The organism is Paenibacillus sp. J5C2022 (assembly GCF_025567625.1).
Taxonomy (GTDB): domain Bacteria; phylum Bacillota; class Bacilli; order Paenibacillales; family Paenibacillaceae; genus Pristimantibacillus.
This window is the reverse complement of sequence record NZ_JAOQJC010000016.1, coordinates 115,989-140,234: the sequence shown is the minus strand read 5'-3', so window position 1 is coordinate 140,234 and position 24,246 is coordinate 115,989. Positions and strand designations below refer to the sequence as shown.

At 54.5% G+C, this 24,246-nt stretch carries 15 protein-coding genes; 5 read left to right on the top strand and 10 right to left on the bottom strand.

The window, feature by feature from the left end; translation table 11 throughout:
* Positions 1-504: 504 nt before the first annotated feature.
* Genes M6D81_RS14985 through M6D81_RS14955 form a run of 7 tightly spaced genes read right to left on the bottom strand, consistent with a single transcriptional unit; the run spans position 505 to position 14,037 of the window.
* Complete coding sequence (locus M6D81_RS14985) at positions 505-3,147, bottom strand: GAP1-N2 domain-containing protein (protein WP_262677714.1); 2,643 nt, start codon at positions 3,145-3,147, stop codon at positions 505-507.
* A complete protein-coding gene (locus M6D81_RS14980) occupies positions 3,147-4,406 on the bottom strand; it encodes a TRAFAC clade GTPase domain-containing protein (protein WP_262677713.1) in 1,260 nt (419 codons plus the stop codon). The genes M6D81_RS14985 and M6D81_RS14980 overlap by 1 nt, the downstream gene beginning before the upstream one ends.
* A gap of 32 nt (positions 4,407-4,438) precedes the next feature.
* Entirely contained in the window at positions 4,439-5,074 is a 636-nt protein-coding gene (locus M6D81_RS14975; RefSeq protein WP_262677712.1) for a beta-mannanase, read from the bottom strand.
* Positions 5,075-5,112: 38 nt separating this feature from the next.
* On the bottom strand, positions 5,113-6,387 hold the full coding sequence (locus tag M6D81_RS14970; protein ID WP_262677711.1) for a vWA domain-containing protein: 1,275 nt from the start codon (positions 6,385-6,387) through the stop codon (positions 5,113-5,115).
* A gap of 49 nt (positions 6,388-6,436) precedes the next feature.
* Positions 6,437-8,824 (bottom strand): transcription initiation factor TFIID, encoded by a 2,388-nt coding sequence (locus M6D81_RS14965; protein WP_262677710.1) that lies wholly within the window; start codon positions 8,822-8,824, stop codon positions 6,437-6,439.
* 5 nt (positions 8,825-8,829) lie between these two features.
* Complete coding sequence (locus M6D81_RS14960; protein WP_262677709.1) at positions 8,830-12,228, bottom strand: tubulin-like doman-containing protein; 3,399 nt, start codon at positions 12,226-12,228, stop codon at positions 8,830-8,832.
* A gap of 36 nt (positions 12,229-12,264) precedes the next feature.
* Positions 12,265-14,037: a vWA domain-containing protein gene (locus M6D81_RS14955; RefSeq protein WP_262677708.1), complete on the bottom strand. Its 1,773-nt coding sequence runs from the start codon at positions 14,035-14,037 to the stop codon at positions 12,265-12,267.
* A gap of 197 nt (positions 14,038-14,234) precedes the next feature.
* On the opposite strand from M6D81_RS14955, the gene M6D81_RS14950 reads away from it, so the two are divergent.
* Both M6D81_RS14950 and M6D81_RS14945 read left to right on the top strand, forming a co-directional pair.
* Positions 14,235-14,384 carry a hypothetical protein gene (locus M6D81_RS14950; protein WP_262677707.1) on the top strand — a complete coding sequence of 50 codons (150 nt, stop codon included), beginning with the start codon at positions 14,235-14,237 and terminating at the stop codon, positions 14,382-14,384.
* Entirely contained in the window at positions 14,381-15,322 is a 942-nt protein-coding gene (locus M6D81_RS14945; protein WP_262677706.1) for a hypothetical protein, read from the top strand. The genes M6D81_RS14950 and M6D81_RS14945 overlap by 4 nt, the downstream gene beginning before the upstream one ends.
* A gap of 377 nt (positions 15,323-15,699) precedes the next feature.
* Here M6D81_RS14945 and M6D81_RS14940 read toward each other — a convergent pair whose 3' ends face one another.
* Complete coding sequence (locus M6D81_RS14940; protein WP_262677705.1) at positions 15,700-17,055, bottom strand: aminotransferase-like domain-containing protein; 1,356 nt, start codon at positions 17,053-17,055, stop codon at positions 15,700-15,702.
* Between the two features lie 159 nt (positions 17,056-17,214).
* Between M6D81_RS14940 and M6D81_RS14935 the strand changes: the two genes are divergently transcribed.
* Positions 17,215-18,006, top strand: a complete 792-nt coding sequence (locus M6D81_RS14935; RefSeq protein WP_262677704.1) for an arylamine N-acetyltransferase family protein — start codon at positions 17,215-17,217, stop codon at positions 18,004-18,006.
* On the opposite strand, the gene M6D81_RS14930 is transcribed toward M6D81_RS14935, so the two are convergent.
* Complete coding sequence (locus tag M6D81_RS14930) at positions 17,976-18,545, bottom strand: dihydrofolate reductase family protein (protein WP_262677719.1); 570 nt, start codon at positions 18,543-18,545, stop codon at positions 17,976-17,978. The two genes, M6D81_RS14935 and M6D81_RS14930, sit on opposite strands and share 31 nt — an antisense overlap.
* 641 nt (positions 18,546-19,186) lie before the next feature.
* Between M6D81_RS14930 and M6D81_RS14925 the strand changes: the two genes are divergently transcribed.
* The gene (locus M6D81_RS14925) at positions 19,187-19,864 is read left to right on the top strand and encodes a hypothetical protein (protein WP_262677703.1); all 678 of its coding nucleotides are present in this window, start codon (positions 19,187-19,189) and stop codon (positions 19,862-19,864) included.
* 885 nt (positions 19,865-20,749) lie between these two features.
* On the opposite strand, the gene M6D81_RS14920 is transcribed toward M6D81_RS14925, so the two are convergent.
* The gene (locus tag M6D81_RS14920; protein ID WP_262677702.1) at positions 20,750-22,576 is read right to left on the bottom strand and encodes a UbiD family decarboxylase; all 1,827 of its coding nucleotides are present in this window, start codon (positions 22,574-22,576) and stop codon (positions 20,750-20,752) included.
* A gap of 198 nt (positions 22,577-22,774) precedes the next feature.
* Between M6D81_RS14920 and M6D81_RS14915 the strand changes: the two genes are divergently transcribed.
* Positions 22,775-24,232, top strand: coding sequence for an MFS transporter (locus tag M6D81_RS14915; RefSeq protein WP_262677701.1), 1,458 nt, complete (start codon positions 22,775-22,777; stop codon positions 24,230-24,232).
* The last annotated feature ends 14 nt before the right edge of the window (positions 24,233-24,246 follow it).

Below are 24,246 nucleotides of genomic sequence, written 5' to 3'. Positions count from 1 at the left end.
ACTCTAATTTTAGGAGCTTTTTTTTCGTCATGGACCATATATATTTAACATATTTAGCACAATTTAGAGAGACTTTTGAGGGAAGCATTCTATGTCAGGTTTAATGCAACGCTACTGAGGATTCATACACTATTTCAGCTCGAACGCCCCTTCTCGGCGCTATAGTGTAGGATTCATACACTATTTCAGCTCGAACGCCCCCTTCTCGGTGCTATAGTGTAGGATTCATACACTATCTCAGCTCGAACGCCCCTTCTCGACGCTTCAATGTAGGATTCATACACTATTTCAGCTCGAACACCGCTTTCGGCGCTTCAATGTAGGATTCATACACTCATTCGGCTTTCACAAGTCCATGCACCAGCTTTGGGGATTCCACTCGAATTAATAAACTCAATTTCATCCAAAAAAATCCACCTTGTCAGGTGGATTTCAATGGGATCAACAATAGGCCATGGCAGGAATTCCAACCAGTCCAGCAACTGACGGCGAGCCTAAGTCAAACTATTGCCCATCCGTTGCAGCTTCATCGGAAGCGTCGGGACGCGTAGTGCGGTCGGGGCCGGTCACGCCGAGGCCCGGACTGGGTGTCGGGCTTGGCTCTGCCGTCTCTTCCATGTCCGCTCCGACACCTGCGGAAGGAGTAGGCGTAGGCGAAGCGTCCGTTCCTTGCGTTGGCTGCTGCGTTGTTCCCGGCTCCTGCCCGGCATCTGGCGTAGGAGCCGGCGAAACCTCCGTGGTGGAAGGCTGATCGGGCGTAATAACCGGCTCATCCTTGCCGGACAGCGACATAACAATGCCGACCACGACCAGTACGACGCCCGCACCGGCTACAGACAGCAGCAGCGTACCCTTGCGATTTTTGCGAAGCAAGCGAACGAGCGGTGGCGACTGCTCCAACTGAATCTCCTTCAATACTCCCTTCAGCTTATCCCCGCTCCCATTGAAGAAATTTTTCCAGTTCGCCCTGGACTTCAGTGCGGCGCGGTCCTGCTTCGAGAAATAACGGTGCAGCGATGAGCGGTAAGCGGGAACGAACCCCCTTGTTCGCATGAAATAAGGGCTCGTCTCCGACCATAGGATAAAGCGGTAAATAGTGTCCTTCTCCACGCATTGCTCATGCAAAAAATTGAACAACTCGTCATAATTCACCGTCTCCCATAACGGACCTTGCAAGAATGCAGGCACCAACCGGTCAAATTCTTCCTCGCGCAAGCCGCCTGCAAGTAAGTCCCGTCCGATACCTTGAACGCTCTGCGCCTCGTCCGGTTCCAATCCGTGAAACAACGATTCTCCGCTCTCGCTCTGCACGAACCAAGCGTAAAGCGCCCTCAGCTTGCGCGAAGCGGCCATGCGCCCAGGCTCACGCAATCCTTCATTCCAGCGCCTCAGCCGCTTCGAGTCGCCCAGAAATTCAGCGTTGGCCAGCTCGTGCCTGGTCAACCTGTCGAATCGGATGCCCGACAGCAGTGTATCGTACACGGTGAGCTCCAGCTCCTTGCCCAGCCCCACCGCTCCGATATCCGCCTTGCCCCCGCCCTGCTTCGAGCCGGCTTCGACATGCAGCAGCTGCTCCAGCAGCAGGCTGGCCGCTGCCAACGTCTGTCGCTCCTTCGCCAGCTTGGCGCCAAGGCTGTCCCGGGCTGTCGCATACAGCTGCTCGTATTGGAATATGCGAGGAAAGCTTCTTCCCCATTCCATCAGCAGCCCTGTCCAATTGTGCAGTTGCACTTCCTTCAGCTTTCGGGCCAGATATGGAAAGAACAGCCTTTCCGCGAACCTAGCCTCCTCCACGACCTTCCGGAAGAAGGCAACGGCCAGCGACTCGTCGCTTTCAATGACATCGTATAGATGGGCAACGGCTTCTTCATCCCCGCTCCTGTCCGCATTGGTGACAGCCAGAACCATAAAGCCGACAAGCTTGTTCTCCATCAGCTTGCCGACGATGCCATAGTACTGAAGATACAGCGATATAACGTCCTCGCCGGGAATCTCTCCTTGCATGAGACTGTCGTAATAGAGATCGAATCGGGCCAGCAGCAAGTCGTGCAGCTGAATCTTGCTCTCCATCGCATCAGGCGTACGCAAATAGGGAAGGGCGCGGCCTAGCAGCGGGCAATCAAGTCTTCCCAGCCGCTCATCCCCGTGCTCTGCAGCCGCGTACAGCTCCGCCAAATCATGATAGGTGGCGGGAGAGAGGGCGGAATTACCGTCCATCCCCTCCAGCATCTTGTCTGCGTACTGGTGGAAGTCTTCCAGCTCGAGACCACGTTCCACAGCCGACCAGGCGTAATGAAGATAGGGATACTCCAGCTTCTCCACATCGATATTCATCATCCGTCCGCTCGCCATGTCGATCACATATTCCTTCTCCGTCTCTCTGTCCCCGGCACGCAAGCTTCCCGGCTCCACGAACGTCAGATGGATGCCCTTCCGGCTGACAGGCTCCTTCGAATAAGTGATGAAGCCCAGCGTCTCCCGATAAGCACGGGGCAAGCAACGGTACAAGACGCGGAGCAGCCGCTTCGCCTCATGCGACAGTCGGGCTATCGGCACATGCAACGCGACATAGACCTTCTTCTTCCCGGCCAGCGACTGCATAACGGCGTGAAGCAGCGCCTTGAATTCCCGCTCGCCGAATCCGAGCTCCGCCAGAACAGTACCGGACACCTCCTCTTCCTCCCCTGCATCTGCTTGGGGCAGGGCAAGCAGCTCTTGAAGTTCCATCCCGCTCTCAATGGCATACGAATCGACGAATCTCGCCGACAGCCAACTGCGGTAATCGCCGGCGCCCGTCCCCCCGGCCGCCCCCGCTGGCAGGATGTAATTGTGTGTGAAGAAGGTGCTGCGCAAGCCGGTGAAGTCGGCGCCCTTATAGATGCTTCGCCCCAGCACGATGGAACCGCCATCCAGATGAAGCAGATGAATCGACTCGGGATAGGCGTTCTCCTCCTTCACACCGTCGGTCGCGAGACTGGCCGGAGCATCGTATACACAGAGCGGGTGGAGCACCTTCTTCACGAAGCCGGCATCCAGCCCTTCCGACTTGGCAATCGTGTCATAGCCTTCCGTTGATCGGAATATGCCGCATCTCTCCCGCGTGTACATCTGCTGCTGAACGGCTGCGCGGGGCTTGTTGTCCGCCACTAATCTCGTCTCCCCTCGATATAGTTCAGCTTGTACAACAGCCAGATGAACGGCTCGTCCACGCGGATCGGACTGACGACCGTCTGCAGCTTCTGGTCTACCGGATTGCTGCCCAGCGCCGATACAGCGAAGTAGGCGGTATCCTTGAAGTAGACATCCATCGTCCCTTTGAACGGCCGGTCGACCTTCTCGATGAAGCGGCGGATCTCACCGTCAATATTCTCATATTCCGATAGATTGAATTGCTGGCGGTGGATCAGGTTGTTGAATATGTTGCTGTTGCTCTTAATGTAATCCCCATCCTCATCCTTGAGCGAATGCAGCATGTCGCTCTTGGTCAGCACGACCGCCGTCGGAATGTCCGTCTTGCTCTGCTCCTGGTAAGCGATGAAATCGCCGAACAGCGTAAGCACGACGTCGCGGGGCTCATCGTATTGCGACACCCATTCGCCGGGCTTGTCGCCGTAGTTAATCCGGATCTTGTCGCGGATGGAACGGATCTGAAGCGGATCGACGAGGAACAGAATGCCTGCGGAATTTTTAATATGTTGGCCATGCAGCCCCAGGTAATCCTGCTCTACCATCCCTTCGCCCGCCACATCGAAGAAGACGAGCGTGAGCGGCGGCTTGTCTTCGTCCTTGAAGACGAATTGGAAAATAAACGGTTCCTGCATCTTCTCCTTCTGGGTGGAGGCGAGCAGGTCGCCGCGCTGGAACAGCGGTTCTTCGTAATTGGTGCGGAACTTGCGGCTGATCTCCGCGTTCAGCGGCATGCACGCGGCGTTGAAATGATCCGCAGTCGTCTGCTGCAGCGTATGGATCAGCGCCGTCATATAGACGGACTTCCCCACCTGCGAAGCTCCTATAATGGAAATAATATTGCTCTGCACCTTGCCAGCCGTAACGGGCAGCTCATTGTGACACTTCGGACATAGCCTTCTGCGGGTCAGTTCGCCATACCGGTCGTGAATTCCGACCAACACATGCTCCGAATAGACATGCTGCTCCGGCGGCACATCCCTCGGGTCCAGCACCGCTTCCATATCGTAGACGGAATCCAGCCCGAATCGCTCGCGGTACTTGTTCAGCTCCTCGTCTTCGCCCAACGCATAGTCCTCATCGTCCTCACGGGAATGCGTCGCGCGGAAGACGACCTGCTCCGGCTCGAACCTGCTGAAGCAATAAGGGCACACAATATCGTAATACAGCGGCTTCGGCTTGCTCTCCGGTTTCTTCTTAAATAGATTGAATAGGCTCATGGCTGCTCCTTTCTTTGACCTGCGACCTCAGCTTATCTTGCGATCAGCTCATACAATTGTCCATGCGTCCGGCCATCGGTCAAGAACAGCCGCACGTATTCCGACTTGCCGATTTCAATCGGCGGAAGCACATTTCTGCCCGGCGAGAACGGCGTCACGAAGGGATAGAGAATGCCATCCTCCCGGTTTGCGGGGTACCCCCCTTGCTTTTTCACGTAGCACAATACATCCTGATTCAGCGCCGTTTCGGTATCCACTTCTATTAAGGCCTGTTTATGCTTGCGGAAGAGTCCGCCCTTCTCCGTAATGCTATAGAATATTTTGGCCTTGCCCGCGCTCAGCTCCGTGCGATTGTCACCGTCCGACTGACGAATGAGGAACGCGCCTTCCTTGCCCTCGACGAAGGCATAGACCGTGAAGCGGTACGGGCGCGCCGGGTTCAGCCGGCACGCAAAGCCGTTGTTGGCTTTATACTCCGACTTGGTATACAGCTTCAGCCTGCCCGCATCCTCATCCCCGCCGTCCCTTCCGCCTAGCGGGAGCGCGCTGATGTAGACGGCATCTACCGCAGCCGGCCATATCCAGCGCAGGACGCACTGATCGTCTTCTACCGCATGCGACAGGCCGGTAATTCGCGGCGCTCCTTCATCGGCATCTACAAATTGCATCTTGCCCACCCCCTATCATTGGCATGAAGCCTTTTCCGCTAAAAACCGTGGCTCCGGCCGTTCCTCTTGCCGCCTCTGCTTCCGCCATCGACATGAGCCAATGCGTCCGCACGCTTCCTGCCCGGCTTGCCCTTCTCGCCAATGGGCACGACAAGCGTGAACAATGCGATAACAGCGGTCATCGCAATCGCAGCGGCGCTCCGGGTCAGCGCGTCCTGAATCGCCCCTCCCGACAAGCCGGCATGCATGATGAGTCCGGCCAGCGATCCTCCTGCGACGCCGCCGAGTCCGAAGCTAAGCGCCAAATAGCGGTTGTCGAACAACAGCCCCAGCGATAGCCCGATAGCCGCTCCGATGATGACGTACGACAGTATCCTCAGTACTTTATAAATATCGTGCTCCTCTGGAGCGCCTGCGGTAATCGCATTGAGCATCCGGTTGTCGATTGTCATATAGATGTTCTGGAACGCCGCCGACAGCCCGTCCGATTGGGAGACGTCGTAATAATGGCCTCCGGTCGATTCCGCGATCTCCTTCAGCAGGGCGATTCCGCCGCTGTGACCGACCTTAAGGCCGATCGTATGGACGGCGATTCCTCTGCTCTGAAGCTGATTCAACTGCTCCGCAATGCTGGAGTCGCTGAAGCCGTCGGACAGCAGAATGACCATCGTGCCTCGCCGCTGATCGTCCTTCGATTCGATAACCCGCACTGCTTCTCCCAATGCTTGACTGAAGTTCGTACCCTCATCTGTAGGGACGATACCGTCCATGACCGAATAGACGGCCTCCTTCCGCTCTTCCGTCCCCACGTTCGCGAACGGCTGCAGCAACTGCGCGGAATCGGTGAAGGAGATGAGCGCGACGCGCTTGTCCTTGTTCATCTCCGCAATCAAGCCCTTCGCCGCCGCATACCGCTCTCCGTCTGGGTCCGTCTCCGACATACTGCCTGAATTGTCGATGACGAGCACGATATCCTTCACCCGCTTCGTTCCGCCGAAGTCAAGACCGAACACGAACTGAAGCGCGGCTCCGACTACGAAGAGCAGGACCAAGGTAGCGGGAAGCAGCAGCTTCCATGATAAATCCGTATACCGCTGCCGCCAGGAATGCCCGTTCAATCGCGGTGCAATAAGCTCAGCGATGAGACAGCCTACGCCGATCCATAAGGCCAATTGTCCGAAATACAGACCGACAGTCACATAACTGGGCCAAGATTCCGGCAGCACGAGCCTGAGCGCTTCGCCGATAACGGCTCCGACTGCGGCTCCCAGCAGTCCGAACGCCAGCAGCAGCATATTCACTTTCCGTTGCATGGGACAGCCCCTCTCTATTTCACGTTCTATTTTCTTTCTATGTCACGCTTCACGTTAACGGCGGCAGCTGCTCGTCATCCATCGCGTGGAACTTGTAGCCGTCCTGCACATACGCCTCGTAGAACGGCTTCGCGTGACGGTAATAGAGGAGATCCTCCAGATGGAAGCCTCCCATCAGATGCAGCCTCTCGACGCCGCTTCTTCGCTCTTCATGCAGGCAACCCAGCTTGTGGATGCGCGCCGAATCCCCCGTATGAAGGGCGTAACGGATAAATTCGCTTTCCCGGTCGCCGAACATGTAATGCTCTTCGTACCGATTTTTATGCGTATAGTCGAACAGACGAATATGAATGGTCGCATGCTCCTCCAGCATCCGATACAGCTGACGGAACAGCTCCTCCTTCGGCAGAGCTCTCCGATTGTCGTAGGCAACCGATACGTTGGCCCGCTGCAGCAGCTCTTCCTCGAATGCCAGCGAGAACTTGGCGCTGGTCAGAATATCCCGGCGACATACGGCAATCAACCGTTCGACCAGAGCCGCTTCCCCCTGCTCCAGCAACTCCAGCACATGACCGATATAACGCTCCTCGAACAGCACCTGACCGCCTCGCTTCTCCTCCAGCTCACGGATGACCTCAGCCGTTACACGCTCATAATAATCGAACACATTTTGCCCGATGTAGCCGTCGCCTTGCGCTATGCTATGCTGCGCTTCCTTCTTCAGCTTCGATCGGAGATCGTTCAGCCGCTCCAGCCGGACGCGGTTCCACTGGTGCAGCATCTCAAGCTCCAATGCATAACGCCGGTACAGCGACAGCTCCGTCTCCATCTGCAGCTTCTCCCGGCGAAGCCCGTAGACGGCGTCGATATAAGCGTGAATGAAGCTGCGCATATTCCGCTTGTCCATGAAGGGAACGCGCGCGAACTTCAAGTCCTCAACGCGCATAGCCGCCACCTCGTCCAGCTCCTCCTGAACGTGCTGGATGCTTCCAGACAGCTCCCTCATCCGATCGCGGACCGCGCCTGTCACTTCTCCATCGGCCTGGCCTTCATCCGTCCACTTGAATAGATGATAGAACGAGATATGGGGATGAGATCTGGCGCTTCTTTCCAGCGCCCGCCTCATCCCGCCCGCGACATCCATTCTCTGAAGCCGCTGCCCGGCCGGCTCATCATAATGCTTCTTGAAGAACGATTCGCAGCTGTCTCCGAACAGCAGCTTACCCGCCTCCTCCAGTGTCTTGCCGCGCAAGTCGTCGAATCGGCACCCGCTGGTCATCAGGCCCTTCATATCTTCCAGTCGCTCTTCTCCCGGAATGCATTCCGCGACAGTTCGTTCCAGCGCATCCATGTCGATGCCGAAGACATGAAGCTTCTCCTTCTCGTCCAGCTCCGGCGGCGCCTGCAGCCGGACAATGACGCCGTCCAGCAGATGATAAAGCACCGTTAAGGCAATGGCGTAAGCCGGCCTCTGCACCCCTGCAAGTCCTGCGGACACGTACCCCATTTTTCCGGACTCGGCGCGCAGGCTGTTTTTGAAGGAGGTGTTGTTGTAGCTTCCGCTGTGGTCATGATGCTCCATATCCTGAATGCTGCGGTTCTTCAGCAGCAGGATGCGGCATATGGCTTCATAGTTTTGGGCCATGCCTCCGCGCGGCGTCATCCCCTTCTCGTTGCGGTCCGACAACAGATAGACGAGGTCGAACAAGGGAGCCGGCCCGTGCGAGACGGGAATGCGAAGCCCGTCTCCCGTCATCTGGAGCGGCTCGCTGTAGGTGAACCCCGGATGCTGGAAGCGTTCCAGCTCCCGCAGAAATCCGACTCCCGCCGCGGCGGCATAGCCGAACGATTCCGTCTGCTCCCGCTCCTGAAGCAAGATGAACAGGTCCGTCTGAACCGACTTGAACAGCGTGGCGAATATCGATTCCGCAAGCAGCGCAATGTCAGGCACCAGAATGTTCATGGGATCGTCGGCGCGCGTGATGACAGCCAGATGGAGGCGGTCGAACGAAGCGTACATCCGGCCGTAATCGCTAATGGCATCATTGATGCTTCTGAGCGCCCGATTCAGCCGTGCTAGATGCTCCCTGGCCTCATGAAAGCGACGACCGATCTCTGCTCTTGCCGTCCGCCTGTCCGTCGGCTCTTCATATAGGCCGGCAAGCGCAATGGTGAACCGGTTGACCGCCTCATCGCCGAAGCCTTCGGAGGAACCCGCAGCAGAGCCTTCGCCGCTTCCCCCCACATGGCAGTAGACAACCCCGGCATTGTTCGCCCACCGCAGCGAATTGGCTTCCATCATAGGCTTGATCGCCTCGGCAATCTCCTCTCCGATGTAGAGAAATACAGTGGGGTAATGAATGCTGCTCTGGTCGTCCCCCGCCCCCTGCAGCCGCTGCTCGGCCAGGGTATAGTCTGTCGCGAATTGCTCGATCATTTCTCTCATCCTTGCTTCAGTTTTCTGCGAATGTCATGAAGTCTCGCGGCCATGCCGCGATAGAATGCATACATCTCTTCGCCGCTTGCCAGCTCCAGCTTCTCGTATTCCAGCCGCTCCCGGGCATCCAGGAACAAGCCGTACAGCTCATCCAGCCTTGCGATTAGCGGAGCTGTATCCTCATTCGCCGTCAGCTCCGTCACTCTGCGGCCCGCTTTCCGCATAAGCGCGGCGAGGCTGCGCTCGTCCAGCGCGCGGAAGCTGCCGAACACTTCGTATTCAATGTAATTGCCGCCTGTCATCAGATTGGCGAATGGCGGCCACGCCTCTTCCTCTTCATCGCGATCGTAGACGAACAGAGCGCCTCGCTTCGCTATCGTATTCGTATACAGTGCCTCCATGAACTGCTGCAGCCAGCGGTCCTCGCTCTCATGGGCGCGCAGCACGTCCTCCAGCTTCTTCACAGCGGCGGCGATCTCATCCACCTTCGCCAGCTCCTCACGAACTCTCCGCAGCAGCTGCGGCGACCGGATCAGATTCTCTTGCGCAAGCTCCTCCGTATAGCTGCCGAATATATCCTGCACGGCTTCCGTCTCCAGACCGCCGCCCAGCAATTGCTTCAGCTCGACTGCCGCGCGCTTCACCTCGCCAAGATTCGGCTTCTGATTGCCATCCAGCCCCAATGCATAGCCCTGCAGCGCTTGCGATACGCTGAACGGCTTCGTCAGCTTCACGCTGTAGCGGTTGCTAAGCGGATTGTCGATCCCCTTCTCTTCAATAATGCCGCAGCCGGCCGCGCGCGCGAAGTCCGCTCTGATCCTTGCGTTATAGCTCCGCACCCGATCGTTGACATAAGCCTCTCCCCAGGACTTCTCCGGAATCGGGGAAGGCAGGTAGGTCCAGTTCTCCCTGTCGCTCTGAACGAGGTGTCGCCCGATTCCTTCCTTATCCAGAATCGTGCGCTCGTAGCTTTCCTCATACACCTTAAGCGGCGTGTACACGAACAGAGGCACGCCATTCTTCGTATTGAGCCAGAATATCCGGTTGCGCACTTCGCTCTCCTTAATCGTGAAGTGCGACTTGCCGATAGAGTTGTTCTGGTAGTTGCGGATGCCGCGCAATATGCTCGGCGCCTGCTGCGGCACGGAGACGAAGCCCCATGACGGGAAGTGCAGATTGCCGGCGCTGTTGCTCAGATGGAATACGGGGATCGCCTCCTCGTCCAGCTTGCTGGCGATATGGCGCTCGACGAATTTGTCGATCGGCTCTTCCTCCCCGTATTTCATAACCAGGAACTCTTCCATCGATTTCGTAATCAGATCTCCGAACTTGTCGGTCAGAAATTCCGAGATGGAGCCAACGATGTCGATGTCCTGCTCCTTGATCCATTGGTTGGAGCTGTCCAGCAGTTCTCTGGTAAAGTCGCGGATCAGATCCTCGCCGTCCTTGTTGTCCATAATGCGGCCGATCACATGCGTAATATCTGGCACGCTGACAATGTTCCAATAATAAGTCTTGTTCCCTTTATGGTCGCCGCGCTCCTCGCCGCTCGTCAGAATTTCGCCATTTTTCGCAAAAATGGTATTAAGTACATTCAATATTTCGGAATAAACGCTATAAATCCGGTTGTTCTCAGCGTTCAGCAGCTCGTGCAAATCCTCGTAGAACTCGATCAGTTGCTCCATTCGCTCCACATCCGCGCGCAGCCAATATTCGTTGATTTTCGCCTCGATATAGTTGTTCTTCTTCTTGTCCTTGGAGACGAAGGCGCTCTTCGCATCGCCCATCCGCTCCTCCGCTTGCTCCCTTGCCGCATCGATGTCGCGCGGCAGCCTTTGCAGATTTTCGCGCAGCGACTCAATATAGGACAGTAGCATCTTCAGCAAGCAGAAGCCTTTCTCCGTATAAATAAGCCGCGACACATAGAACGGGCCTTGCTCCGGATGCAGGAACATACGGCGAATATTCTCCGTGAATCCTCCAACGATCTCCCCGGGCAGCTGTTTCTTCGCTTTAATATACTCCTCGCGAGCTCTGGCCAGGAAGTTCTGCTCCAGCTCGGTATCCATATTGACGGCTTGCATCTTGATAACGTTGCTATAGTTGAGCCGTTCGCTGTGCTCATAGCCCGGCAGCGGCTCCGGCACGTGGGAATCGAACGTCTTCATCATCGTCTCCAGGTCGACGCCCAGCTTGCGGACGAACTTCTCCACATCCTCCTGCGAAGGCGCATGCCGGAACATGCCCTCCATCTTCTGGAACAGCCGGTAGGCGAGATAAGTCGTCATCTCTTCGATGGGAAGCACCGCTGACGATGCGCCGATAATATTGTAATCGTAGTTGGCTGGATACAGCTTGTTCATCTGGGCGATGTTCGTCCGGATGTTGCTGATATAGTCATGAATGGCGAATTCCTCGCCGGACTGCTTCTCCTCGCTGGATATGAAGTTCGTAATATTCTCCGCCGTCACATTCATGCAGTAATCGTAGGCGTTGTCCAGCAGCTTGCCCTCTGTATTCGTGGCGGAAATCAGGTGGCACAGATTGAACGGCGGCAGCGGCGAATTGACGGACAGGATGTTGCCGTATTGCTGTCTGAACCGCTCGCCCCGTGCGTCCACGTTCATCCAGTAATCCAGTTCCTTCAGCGCGGCATAGCCGTTCTTCTTGATGTATTCCCTCGTATGGTCGCTCAGGCTCTTGTTGGACAAGTTGATGTCCGGCGTGAACAGATAGCCCAGCGTATTCACCCGGTCGATGCCGGCAGAGCCGTGGTCGCGCTCGATGATGCCGCGGATAATATACGAGATGTCCAGGAAGCAGCCGCTTCCCGTGCCGCCGGAGAGCCCCGTCAGCAGGAACACCATCAACTTCTTGTTCGTCCCGACCGACAGCGTCTTGATCTTCTTGTCAATGCTCTGCACGACTTGATTGATCTTCGTGAACAGCAGCAGCCTGCCCGCCTGGCGCACGCCCGCCGCGCCGTTCATGCCGTCGGTAATGCTCAGCTCCGGCGACAGCCAGTCCGTAATATACGGCTCCAGGATGCTGCGGTTCTGCAGCAGACCGCCCACTTCGGCGTTGGACAGCAGCACGAATTCATTGAGGGGATCGAGACCGATCCCCTTATACTTCTTGTTCCGGTCCTGCTCGTTCGTCTCGAATGCGAGGAACTCCACGTTATCGGGCTTGTCCCGCTTCCGCTTGGAGATGGTGTCCTCCGGCAGCTTGAATCTGCGGTTAATCTGATACTTCAGACGAAGAAGCGCGTCTATTCCCGTACCGCCAATGCCTACAATCAGAATGGGATTGTCGATCGTATCGACTCTGATCTTCTCGCTGACGATACCACCGCCAAGCGACACATCAAGCTGTTGAATATGTTCTCTTACGATTGGTTTCATGCGTACCTACCTCCCGGAATATGTGCCTGCGGCAATTTATACGAGATATTCCATATGAATGGTCTTATCCACTTGCGTCAACGTAATTGTAACCCGGTCCCCGCTCTTCAGCTCCTGCTCATTGCCTGCAGCCGCGGCTCTGCCGAATTTCTCCACCGTGCAGGCCGATCCGTTGATCATCTTCAGCTTGTCGCCGTCTGCTGGCTTGAACAGAATCTTGTCCGTCTCCTTGAACTCTGGAGCCAACTGCAGCAGGTGATGAAGCTGGAATTTCCCTTTGAAATGGCTTAGACGCTTGTATTGGGGCGACGACTTGTCCCCCGTGTTCTCGTCGCGAATCTCAATGACGATCTGGCCGACGAAGCCCCGGCTTCTCTCTTTCATCATCCGATAGACGAAGTAGGCGGCGGCAAGTAGCGCGATTGCGCCGACAGCGGCGATGATGATGCCGATGTAAGAACCGCTCTCCTTCGTGTCAACATCCGGCTTCGACACAGCGCTTCCGCTCCGGGACGAGGCCGATATGGCAATCGTCTCGCTTTCCCGGAAGAAGCTCTGCTCCTCGGCGCGCACCGTAATCTCGTAATCGTGGCTGTCCGGAATCTTGTACGAACCTTCGAAATAATCGTCCGCGAGCTTCATCGGAATTTGTTCCGTCTTGCCGTTCGTTACATCCTTGACGTTCATAACGGCGTTCATGTTGCGATATTGCGCGCTATCGCCAAGACGCTGACCTCCGCTGGCCAAGAACGCATTCAGATTGATGGTATCTCCCTTGGCGAAGCTCTTCTGCCCCAGCGGCTCCAGCTCCAGCGTCAGATCGTAGTTGAATATGAGATTAATGTCGATTTTATCCTGTGCGACACCCTTCACCTGCAACGTCCATTCGCCCTGCTCCGGTCTGACGATCTTGATCAGGGAGTAGCTCTTCGACTTGGCAAGCAGCACATTCTGCGAAGGGATGGCCACTGCGTTGCCGGACGGATCGGCAAGCTTCGCTTCCACCGGCTGATCAGACATGATGGAGATATTCGCCTCCAGCACATTGCTGTTCGGAACAGTCACCTTCACCTTCTGATAGTCGCCGTTGGCCGTGAAGGAATCCACAGGCACGATGTTCAGCTCCAGGTGACTGGCGAATATTTCACTTAATATGCGGGGCAGGTCGTCCGCGGAAGACGTGACGAACGATTTGCCGCCCGTCCCCTTCGCCAGCTGCTCCAGCGCATCCTTGTTCAAGGTGCCGTCGGCGTTCAGGCCGATCGTATAGATCGGGATATCGCGGTCCTTCGCGGTGCTGACCGCCTTCTCCATCTCCCGGTCTGACTCCGCTTCCGTACGGCCGGACTTCGGGTCCAGCGAGTTGTTGCCGTCCGCCAGCACGATGATGATCGGCTCTCGTCCTGTATCAGCCCCGTCCGACAGTATTTGTACCGCTTCCTTCATCCCGACGGCAATGTCGGTATAGGAGCCGCGGTTCAGGTCGTCGATGAACGCCTTGAGGCTCTCCTTGTCTTCCGGGGAGTCGATCTCCAGCAGCGCCTTCTCCCGTTCAATCTGATCGGTATACGCCACGATGCCCACCCGGTTCCCTTCCTCCGACAGCATATCGATGAACATCTTCATCGCTTCATTGCCGATCTTGTTCCGGTCGCTGTCTGCCATGGAATGGCTCACGTCCAGCACCAGTACGGCGTCCATGCCGCTTCCTCCCCCGGAGGCCGATGCCGCCGGCAAGCTGCTGAGCAGCATAAGCAGAGATAGAATGACAAGTATGGCTGCATGTTTGAATCGGTTACGTAACGTCATGTTCGTCCTCCTTAGTCGCATTGCTGATAAATAGATTGCTAGATTTGAAGCCATATCGATAGCGGCTCCCCGTAGTGCGCGCGCCAGTCATTACGGAATTGGTCTTGATCTGATTTCATTTGGTATACTAGAATCAAGTATACTTTATGAGCTTCCATAAATCACTTTTTTTGTCATCTCGGGGAGGGTCTATATACATGGTTATATACGTAATTCTGGGACTAAAGGTTCTACTCATTGCTTATCTGACCGTCCGCTATCGCCTGAAAATGAAACAAGCCCCTTCGCAGGAGCAACTGGGCAGACTCGTGCTGTCTATATTGAAAAGAGGGCAAAGCGACGTATGACGATTAAAAAAACACCTGTCACTCTGCGACCTTATCAACGCGTCCAACATCCTTACCAGAAGCTGAAGCTATGTCGAAAATGCCGCGCGTTCACCGTGCTAGGAGAAAAACAGTGCCCTTCTTGCGGCAAGCATGCGTTAGTCCCAGTTGAAAAGTACGCCGCAGCGAGGGTAAGCTGGTCGCATTGGCGATCCAGGCTGCTTCTGCTCCTGTTGACCGGCGGCGGTCTTGTTCTTGCAGAACGTCTGTGGGAATTGATATTGCTGCTTGCTGTCGGCATCGCATTGCTGTATCTATTATTGACGATGCAGAAGCGCTCGACCCCTGCACTTCATCGCGCTCAGCTTGAAAAATTATTCTTGCGCCACCAAAACGGCCTCGCAGCCGGCTTGCATCGGGATCATCAGTCTGCCGTCGAAGTGTTCCAGCAGGGCGACAAGCCTCGTACGTACGAGATGCTGCGCGAGATCGGCTCGCTGGTGCAGAATGACAGGCTTCGCATCGAGCAAATCATGCTGCTGCAGACGTTCCGGCTGCGCAAGGATATGGATCTTATGCTGGAGCAGCTGCTCATGGAGAGCTTCAACGCCGAGCTTGTTGCTTATATCGGCGAGATCGCCAAAATCAGGCGCGACCTGATCAGGGAAAACACGTTCCGCTATATGCTCCAGCACGAATCGCATATACTGAAGCTTTCGGACGGCGAAGCCATTATGGCGCTGGTCGCCGGAGCCGCCGTTCGGAAGCGGAGATATATGAGTCTGTATCCTTACTTGCTGCTGCGCTATGCGCGACTGCTGCCCAAGGAACGATTCTTGAGGCTGTACCGCCACGTCCGCAGCCACGTCACGTCGTCCACACCTCTGTACAATGAAGTCATGCGCATCCATGAAGAGAAGTACAAGTGGGACCCCGACTTCGAAGTCCAACCCGGCTAAGCTGGGCCAGCTTGCGGTCGGATTCGGTCTCATTCAGCATACCTCGCCGGTCAAGGATCGGAATCCAGCCCGGGAAGTAAAGCTGGACTCGACTTTGGTCTAGCTCCGCCGAGCGCAAGAGGCCTTTCCGGCATGCTTGTGAATGGCTTGCGGGAAGGCCTCTTGTTCAATGGCATTCGAGACTGGCAATGTGACCAAAATGAGCGATAGAGCGCACTTCCCCCCTCATTCTGGCGGATACGCGACCAATACGAGCGATGGGAGGCTATTTGGGCGGGACGTGGCTCTATCAGTGGGGATATGCGATCATCTTGAGCGATAGAGCACACTTTCCCACTCATTCTGGCGGCTACGCGACCATTTTGATCGATAGTAGGCTAATTGAGGCTAGGGAAGGAGTATGCTCCGGCCTCTTCCACAATAAGGCGGACGCCCTCTTCAATTTGCCGGGGCTGCACACGGGATATGCTGATGCGCAAAAACTTTTCACGGTTGAGCACATACGACAGATAGCTGTCCTTTCCCGATACGACCTGCACCCCTCTGTCCGCCAGCCGCTTCGTCAGCACTTCCAGATTGACCGTCAGCGGCAGCTTGAACTGCACATATACGCCGGAATAAACCTTCGCTGCTTCAAGAATGCCATGCTGGTTGAACTTGGCCACTGCGTCATGCAGCTCTGACAGCCGGCTCTCGTATTGCTGCCAAATTTTATGCTTGTGCCGCTCGTACATCCCGTTCTTCATATATACATCCAAGGCAGCTTGTGATAAGAGGGAGGTGTCTCCGTAGCTCTTATAGGTCTGGAAGACGTCCATCAGCGCAGCCGGAAGAACAGCCGCTCCCAATCTTAATCCTGGAAATATAATCTTCGAGAAGCTCTTCACGTACACGACATGCCCGGACTGATTGTAAGCATATATGGGATCATAGTCGCGCTCGCCGCCAAGATCAGCCATATAGTCGTCCTCGATGACATAGACGTCGTATTGGCCGGCCAGACGGGCAATCCCCTTCCGCTCCGCGACGCTTAATGTCGTGCCAAGCGGATTGTGATGCCGAGGCATCGTATAGAACAGCTTCACTTCGCCGCTCCGGAATATGCTCTCCAGCTCATCCAGATCAATGCCCTCGGCCGTGCGCGTAATGCCGCGAACCGGCAGCCCTTCCCGCTCCAGGTAACGCAAATAGAAGTTATAGCTCGGTTGTTCCACCAGTATCGTCTGGCGACCGTTTGGCATTGGCATGCGAGCCAATATTTCCAGCGCTTGCTGTGCGCCCGAGGTGACCACGATCCGCTCCGGGGGCGCGAACACCTGATGGCCTGCCATATGCGAAGACAGGCGCTTTCTCAAGCTGTCCAGACCGAGCACGTCTCCGTAGGTGAACAAATTGTATTTGTACGTATCGATCGCCTGATTCAAGCAATGCTGGAAGTCCAGATATGGAAAGACATCGACGTCTGGCGATGCGGAAGTGAAGTCGATCATGCCGCTTTGATGCTGTCGCCGATCAGATACGTCGAGCTTCTCCACAACGTAATAGCCGCTCTGCGCAACGGCGTAAATAAGGTGACGATGTTCAAGTTCGGAATACGCTCTGGTTATGGTGCTCATACTGCAGGAATATTGCTCTGACGCTTGACGTACGGAAGGTAGCTTTTCGCCCGGCCGAAAGTGGCCTCCCGTTATTTTCGCTTCCAAATCTGTACGGACTTGCTCATATTTCCTCATGGCGATTGACGCCTCCTCCCCACTTCCGCTTGCAACGTGCTACTGTATCGATACAGTTACGTTCATATGTGCTTGTTAGACATCTTCTACCATCATATCATGAGAGTAGCTGATACGCGGAACTAATGAGACGCCCCAGAGGAAAGGAGATTACGAGCGATGCATGCACTTAATGAACGGTTTCGGGAACGAATCGGATTCCAAGGACAATCGCCCATTAGCTTTCAAGAGCTGCCCCATCTATTGGAAAGGGCGGGACTGACACTGCCATTCGAGAACACGGCTGTCGTCGCCAAGCAAACAACGCCTATTTCCAAAGAGAGCTTAATTGAAAAAATAGTGAACCGCCGGGAAGGTGGATTATGCTACGAACTGAACATGCTGCTCTACTACTTCTTGCTGGAGAACGGATTCCAGGCCAAGCTGCTGTCAGCAATTGTGTATAAGCACGATGAGGGGGTCTTCTTCTCGCTGGGAAGAACACATGTCACCGTTCTGCTTACGCATGAAGGCAGGGAATACGTCATCGATACAGGCTTTGGAGGCAACCTGCCGCTTGTGCCCGTTCCGATGTCCGGCGAGACCGTCTGCTCCGGCAACGGAGCATTCCGTATCGCGCCTGCCAACCTGGAGCAGGGCAACTATGTGATGGAGATGAAGCTGTTGCACAAGCATGAGGAATGGAGAGTGGGCTACGCCTTCGATACGAGACTGTCCCCTCTGACGCTGGCTGATGTGAACAGGATTCAACAGATTATTGTGGAGCGTCCCGACTCCCCGTTCAACAGTGGTTTGCTGGCGACCAAGCTGATGCCGACTGGTAGTGTCACCTTGACACCGGCTTCACTGACACAATGGATTGACGGGAAGATGACGAAGATCGCGATTGACACCGAGCAGTTCGAATCGCTTCTGGCCCATCACTTTGGCATGGAGCGTAGAGGCTCGTAGCAGAGCATAACATTGCCTGATCGGAATGAACGTACGCTTGCGAGATGCAGCTCCAATCGATTGCTCAGCCTGTGGAAAATCGGAGTTCCCTCTCCAAGCGCAACGGGATTGATCATCACTTGACATTCGTCGATAAGTCCAAGATCCGCCAACTCGGCGGCAAGCTGACCGCTTCCCAGTACGACAATCGATCGGCCCGGCTGCGCTTTCAATGCCGACAGTTCCTGTGCCGGATCGGCCGTCGCCAGTCGCGCATGCTCCCATTCCACGTTATTCAGCGTACGGGAGAACACAATCTTGGACATCCGGTTCATCCGCTCGGCGATTACCGGATTTCCTCTCTTACCCGCATCAGTCGGCCAATAGGCGCTCATAAGCACATAGGTTACCCGGCCAAGGATTATCGTATCGGCGGCATCCAGCAGCTCTGCCGCGTATGCATCATACTCTTTGTCTACGCGATGCCAGTCAATCGCACCGTGTCTCCCCTTGTAATACCCGTTCAGCGAAACAACCACTTGATAGATGACTTTTCGCATGCTCAACTTCCTCTCCTCTCTGCATACCAAATGAGACACATTAGACTTTGGTCACACATTAGACGAACTGTATTTAATGTAACTAAATTAACCTTAAATCGCTATAAGCAATCAACTAAATGGATTTCTTGTAACTAATTACACCGGATTTTTCGTCTAGACTTAATAGTTTATCAATTAACTGTATGTTTTCCACTTCTCCCAACAGAAGTTCCAGTTTGCACCAATCTAACTGCTATTAATCCATTATCAATCCAATAACCTCCACGTCCGCTAGTTCACATCAACCCAATCCTCCACTCCCGCCGACTCACTTCAACCCAATCCTCCGCCCCTCATCACTGTGCACAATTACTCCCCTTCTCCATAGCCTGAAAGCGCAAAAAAGTCAACCCAAAGTAATCATAAAACTTATCTCCTTAATTACCTCCATCATTCAACTGGTCAAAATTGTCCCAAATACAATACCATTGTTTTTCTCATACTGAACTTCCGACGTCAAAGCTTGAAGTACTAAATCAAAAATTACTACCCATTAGTAACCGCTGGTATATAATTGATGTAAGTGACGAAGAACGTCCTCATTCATCAATTCGATGAACTGAGGGCGTTTTCTTATTTTTAACAAGGGAGTGGATTAGATGAATGATTTCGAGCAAGCTCATCAAGCATTTATCGAAGACCATCTGAGTAAACGAAACGGTGAACGCAAGAACAGATTGGAACGAGGACACAATCACGCCGAAAAGTTATTCACAAAAAACGTATGGTGGAAGCTTAAAGGTCATTTTAGTCAGTTACATCCGGAGTATGAAGTCATCGATTGGCGCGGCAGGCCCTACTTTGCCGACTTTGTGTATTCACCGAAGTTATGGCGGCTGCTCATCGAAATTAAGGGATTTAGAACGCACGTTGAAGAGATGGATCGGGAGAAGTTCTGCAATGAGTTAAAGAGAGAAACCTTTCTATACGGAATGGGATATCATGTTGTCTCGTTTGCATACGACGATGTAGCTACTCGGCCTGACTTATGCATATACTTGTTGCGCACCATATTGAGCAGATTCGAAACGGCCAGCGCCAACGCAGAACGTATTTATTTCGCTGATAAAGAGATCATACGATTGGCTGCATTTCTAGCGCGACCCGTAAAGCCTATCGAAATAGCGCGCTACTTCTCCATCGACCACCGTACAGCCATCCGCCATTTGCAGAGACTTTGCGAGAAGGGATGGCTCCAGCCGGTAGTTCGAGAAACGGGACAAAGAGTGATGAGCTATAACCTTACCAAGGAGGGACTCGAGAGCGGTTTGTTGTGAAAAACAGACGAAATCCATACATGCCATACAAGATCAGTAAAGTAGTAACGTAAATGCATACTATTTATATCTGGTCAGATTTACTGTTACAGCACTGCTCTAAAATTCCTTCGCCGGTCATAGGTTAACTGGGTCAAGTATTGAGTAAAGTTCCGAGTTAACGTCTTCAGTAAAGTTCCAAGGTAAAGTTCTGTTGTAAGCTCTGAAGTATATATCCAGACACATATGAAGCGATTTCGCAGGGAGGGCTGCTTAAATGGATTTTATGTAATTAGATTCATTGGTACCCTCGACAATGAAGTGTTAAATGGATTTTATGTCATTATTTTACGCAGAATAAGCTCAGAACGACTAAATCACAAATAACAACTGTATCTTTTCCATTTAGATCTTCACAGATTAATAGATTAGCCGATATTAGATGGATAAAATCCAGTTATGCGGCGGGTTGTGGGGACTGTGAGGCTGTGGGGACTGTGAGGCTGTGGGGGCTGCGAGGTTGTGGGGATTGTGAGGCTGCGGGACTGCGGGGGCTGCGAGGCTGTGGGGGGGGCGGGACTGCGGTGGCTGCAAGGCTGTGGGGGGGGGGCGGGACTGCGGCGGGCTGTGGGGGCTGCGGGACTGCGGGGGCTGCGAGGCTGTGGGGGGGGCGGGACTGCGGTGGCCGTGAGAGTAGTGTGAGTAGTACGTATCGAGTGCCGAACAGCATCAGAGTCCAGACTTGGTGCTCAGATGTGAAGATCAGACGTGAAGATCAAACGTGGTGCTCAGATGTGAAGATCAGACGCGAAGATCAAACGCGAAGATCAAACGTGGTGCTCAGATGTGAAGATCAGACGTAAAGCACAGCCATGGAGCGGGCGTCTTTACGCCCGCTCCATGGCTCTAGCCGCCGAGCACCGCTCCGGGAGCGAAAAATCGCGCGACGCACTCTTCCACTTCCGGGTCAGGAACGAGCGGAGGAGCCTGATGCGGCTTGCGGCGCGCATCGATGATTACATTGTCGCAGCCCCAATGCTTGAAGGAATAGCCGCTATTGACGCCGTACATGTCATGGGACGGATTGCTGCGCGTGAAGGTCGCCCACAGGAAATTATCGAAGGTCGCGCTGAGAAATTCACTGTCGTCGCATACGACGATCATCGGACAATCCGGCATGCCTCCCGCTGCTTCGATCTCCGCGCTTAACGCCTTCATCTCTCCGCCTGCCGACTCGTAATTGGCGAATGCATCGCCCTGCAAGGCGACAACTCCCGACATAACGAGTCGCGGCTCGGAAAAGCCCGACAAGGCTAATCCCTTCAGCACAGCCGGCACTTCCGTACACAGCTCCCTTATCGGTTCGCCGACCGCAGCGAAGATAACCTTGCTTCCCTGATTCAATCCCGTGCCGGAATAATCCAGCGTGTCAATTGTCGTATTCGTCTGGAAGTGCAAGTCACGCTGCAGATTGATCCTCTCCAGAACGTAGCCCAAAAAACGAGGCATATCATACGTCGTCAGCGGTTGCCGTTCCTCCGCCGCAATAAACAAATACTTCGCCAAGCTGAGCTGTCCCGTGCCCAATATCCGGTTCGCGATCGTGAGCAACTCCGCCGGCTGCTTCACCTGCTGATAGGGCGTATACCTTTCACTGCCGATCGCGAACAGCAGCGGATGGACGCCCGCGGCGTCCACAGCGTGCACTTCCTTGGCGCCTTTAATCTCTTGCTTGATGGCGGAGCCCGTCAGCTCATGAATGAGCGCGCCGAACGACGTATCTTCCTGGGGAGGTCTTCCGACCACGGTGAACGGGAAGATCGCTCCTTCCTTCGCGTATACTTTGTGAACCCGCATAACCGGAAAGTTGTGGATCAGGCTGTAATAACCGAGATGGTCGCCGAACGGTCCTTCCGGCTTCGTCTCGTCGGGATAAATCTCGCCCGTAATGACGAAATCCGCGTCATTGCTTATGCAATGGCCTTCCACATAGCTGTAACGGAAGTTGCGTCCCCCGAGCAGACCGGCAAACGTCAGCTCGCTCATCCCTTCGGGCAGCGGCATAACCGCCGACAGCGTGTGCGCAGGCGGTCCGCCGATGAAGCAGCTCACCTTGAGCGGCTTACCCAGCTTGTTCGCATTATGCTGATGGACGCCGATCCCTCTGTGAATTTGATAGTGAACGCCGACTTCCTTGTTCAATTCATATTCGTTGCCGCTAAGCTGCACGCGGTACATACCCAGATTGGCGTTCATAATGCCCGGCTTGTCCGGGTCCTCAGAATAGACCTGAGGTAGGGTGACGAACGCTCCACCGTCCATCGGCCAGCTTTTGATGAGCGGCATATCGTCAATCGCAATCTCCTTGAATCCGGAAGGAACGGACTTCTTAATGGGCAGCGCCTTGCTGGCCGCCACTCCGGTGCCAAAGTAGCCGATCGGATTCTTCAGCGCCTTCATGGGGTCGTTGCGCAGCGCGATCACCCCCTGCACCTTCTCGAACGTATCGCGGAAGATGAACTTGCTCCGCTCGATCGTGCCGAACAGATTGGATACAGCTCTGAACTTCGAGCCCCTTACATTCTCGAACAGCAGCGCGGGTCCGCCTGCTTCATATACTTTCAAGTGGATGGCGGCCATCTCCAGATCGGGATCGACCTCCTCCTTAATTCTGACCAAGTGACCGTGCTTCTCCAGATCCATTATACATTCCTCTAAAGTACGGTAGCCCATGTAATCGTTCTCCTCCAGCTATCATGATAGTTCAAATTATCATTGATCCTGACGCTAAGGTCAAATGTGACGATAGTTTAACAGTTCGGCACAATCAACCGAATCGGCAGCAATTGTCAAGGTTTGTTCCTGTATTCATCCCGACATCTAATGGTAGAATGGAATCATTCAAATACGACATGCTTAGGAGTCATTCAAGTGCAAACACATCCCATTCGATTGCTGCGCATAACCGGACTTATGGACGGTATATCTTTGTTAGTCTTGCTTGGCATCGCCATGCCGTTGAAATATGTGTGGGGCTTCGAAAAGGCCGTATCTATCGTCGGAGCCATTCATGGCGGCATCTTTATCCTATATGCGATCGCTATCTTCTATGCGGCTATACGCGTGAAGTGGAGTTTGCTATGGCCGGCGGCTGCCATGCTCGCCGCCTTTATTCCGTTGGCGAACTTCTTTCTGGACTGGCAGCTGAGGAAAGCCCAGGATAAGTACAATGTGAAGCCGTTCAATTACACTTTGCTCGTGTACAGTATTGTCTTCTTCTCGTTTTTCGACCTATTTTCCCAATTGCCGGTCATGAGCACCTTCGCCACATCCGTCGGAGCAACCTCATTCATCGCCGGCTTCGTCATCGGCATCTATTCGTTGTCCAACACGCTCGGCAACATTATATCGGGCATCATGACGGATAAGACTGGACCATTCAAAATTTTGATGGCGGGCTTGGTGCTGTCCAGCGCTTCCTTGCTGCTGTACCACTTGGTCGACCAGCCGGCGGTGCTGATTGCTGTACGCATCATTCACGGCTTCGTCGCCGGATTGATTGTGCCTGCGGCGTTCACCTTCTCCGCCAATACGACGCAGAAAAATCAGCAAGGAAAGAAAGTGGCCAATATCGGCTCGTTCGTCGGTCTGGCCGCGGTCATCGGTCCAGCATTCAGTGGCATTATGGCGAGCAAGACATCCGTGCCTGCCGTATTCACCTTTGTCGCGGTACTGGGCTTCTCTCTTGCTATTCTGTCTGCGATCTTTCTCGGAAAGCATGAGCCTGTGAAGAAGACAGAAGACAACGCAAGCCGCATGACCGGGTCCTTCATGAATGCGGGCGTGCTGAAAGCGTTCGGCGGCGCATTCTTCCTCATGTTCTCGCAAGGCGTCATCGCTTATCTGCTGCCGCTTCATGTGCAGGAGCTGGGGTACGATTCCCGCATGAGCGGTATGCTGATGAGCACATTCGGCATTATTGCCATCATTGTATTCGTACTGCCGACGAATCGCATATTCGATCGCGTAGCGCCATCGCTGACGATGGGAGCAGGCATGGGTCTAATGGGAATCAGCCAGCTGCTCATCAGCCAATCCGGAACATCTCCTGCGCTATACAGCGTGCTGGCGTTGTACGGAATAGGCTTTGCTTTCTTGTTTCCTTCCATTAATACGATGCTGATCCAGTCGACGCCTCCGGAGCTGCGCGGCAAGGCATACGGCTACTTCTACGCTTTCTTCTCGCTTGGCGTCGTGGCTGGAGCTACCGTGCTCGGCTGGCTATCGCTTAGCATCGTGCAAGAATTCATGTGTACGGGGGCCGTACTGTTATTTTTTGCAGTCTTGTTCGGCTGGAATCGGCGAAAGCTTGCGGCGAATACGCAGTGAAGCCTGCAGCTTTG

Excerpts from the sequence above, each read along its gene's own strand:
- M6D81_RS14980 (WP_262677713.1), bottom strand. The coding sequence starts at position 4,406 with ATGAGCCTATTCAATCTATTTAAGAAGAAACCGGAGAGCAAGCCGAAG.
- M6D81_RS14970 (WP_262677711.1), bottom strand. The coding sequence starts at position 6,387 with ATGCAACGGAAAGTGAATATGCTGCTGCTGGCGTTCGGACTGCTGGGA.
- M6D81_RS14965 (WP_262677710.1), bottom strand. The coding sequence starts at position 8,824 with ATGATCGAGCAATTCGCGACAGACTATACCCTGGCCGAGCAGCGGCTG.
- M6D81_RS14930 (WP_262677719.1), bottom strand. The coding sequence starts at position 18,545 with ATGCGAAAAGTCATCTATCAAGTGGTTGTTTCGCTGAACGGGTATTAC.
- M6D81_RS14960 (WP_262677709.1), bottom strand. The coding sequence starts at position 12,228 with ATGAAACCAATCGTAAGAGAACATATTCAACAGCTTGATGTGTCGCTT.
- M6D81_RS14975 (WP_262677712.1), bottom strand. The coding sequence starts at position 5,074 with ATGCAATTTGTAGATGCCGATGAAGGAGCGCCGCGAATTACCGGCCTG.
- M6D81_RS14950 (WP_262677707.1), top strand. The coding sequence starts at position 14,235 with ATGGTTATATACGTAATTCTGGGACTAAAGGTTCTACTCATTGCTTAT.
- M6D81_RS14940 (WP_262677705.1), bottom strand. The coding sequence starts at position 17,055 with ATGAGGAAATATGAGCAAGTCCGTACAGATTTGGAAGCGAAAATAACG.
- M6D81_RS14945 (WP_262677706.1), top strand. The coding sequence starts at position 14,381 with ATGACGATTAAAAAAACACCTGTCACTCTGCGACCTTATCAACGCGTC.
- M6D81_RS14925 (WP_262677703.1), top strand. The coding sequence starts at position 19,187 with ATGAATGATTTCGAGCAAGCTCATCAAGCATTTATCGAAGACCATCTG.
- M6D81_RS14955 (WP_262677708.1), bottom strand. The coding sequence starts at position 14,037 with ATGACGTTACGTAACCGATTCAAACATGCAGCCATACTTGTCATTCTA.
- M6D81_RS14920 (WP_262677702.1), bottom strand. The coding sequence starts at position 22,576 with ATGGGCTACCGTACTTTAGAGGAATGTATAATGGATCTGGAGAAGCAC.
- M6D81_RS14935 (WP_262677704.1), top strand. The coding sequence starts at position 17,215 with ATGCATGCACTTAATGAACGGTTTCGGGAACGAATCGGATTCCAAGGA.